This is a genomic window from Paenibacillus sp. EKM206P, assembly GCF_011066155.1.
Classification (GTDB): domain Bacteria; phylum Bacillota; class Bacilli; order Paenibacillales; family Paenibacillaceae; genus Paenibacillus; species Paenibacillus polymyxa_D.
In genome coordinates, this window is record NZ_JAAMNQ010000068.1 from 1 (window position 1) to 521 (window position 521).

General features: G+C 45.5%; 1 protein-coding gene. It reads left to right on the forward strand.

The annotated features are described in order from the left end of the window. Positions 1-16: 16 nt before the first annotated feature. Positions 17-521: contractile injection system protein, VgrG/Pvc8 family (locus G9G53_RS25710; RefSeq protein WP_238796325.1), on the forward strand; the 505-nt coding region annotated here is incomplete at its 3' end.

Here is a 521-nt window from a genome sequence, read left to right on the forward strand (position 1 = left end):
GGAGTCATGAACTCACTTGAGCGTATTATCAGATGGGATCGGATATGAAAGCCTACGCTTTTATGGTCCCTTTCAGCCCCTACACATCGAACAACTTCAAATAACACGTACCATCAACGATCATGCCTATTTACACATCAGTGGCATGCTCTCCGAAGAACAGGGAGCTGCATGCATCGGACAGGATATGGAGCAAGAGCCGATTGTGATTCGTCAGTTGAATGATCAGGGAGAATCGCTGAGAAGGCTGTTTCATGGGATTGTTACACGTATGTCCGTACACTGTGTACGAGGCGTGTATACGTTTGAACTGGAGGCCGCTTCCCATTCATACCAGATGGATATTAAATGTAAAAGGCGCTCCTATCAAGATATTCACCGCACCTATGATGATCTGGTCACTGCGCTGGTTCGAAAATATCAGTACGGAGATGCCATTGATACGGTAAGCAACTATGCCAAACTGGAGACATTTGTTTTACAATATGATGAGACGGATTGGGCGTTTTTAAAACGCCTCG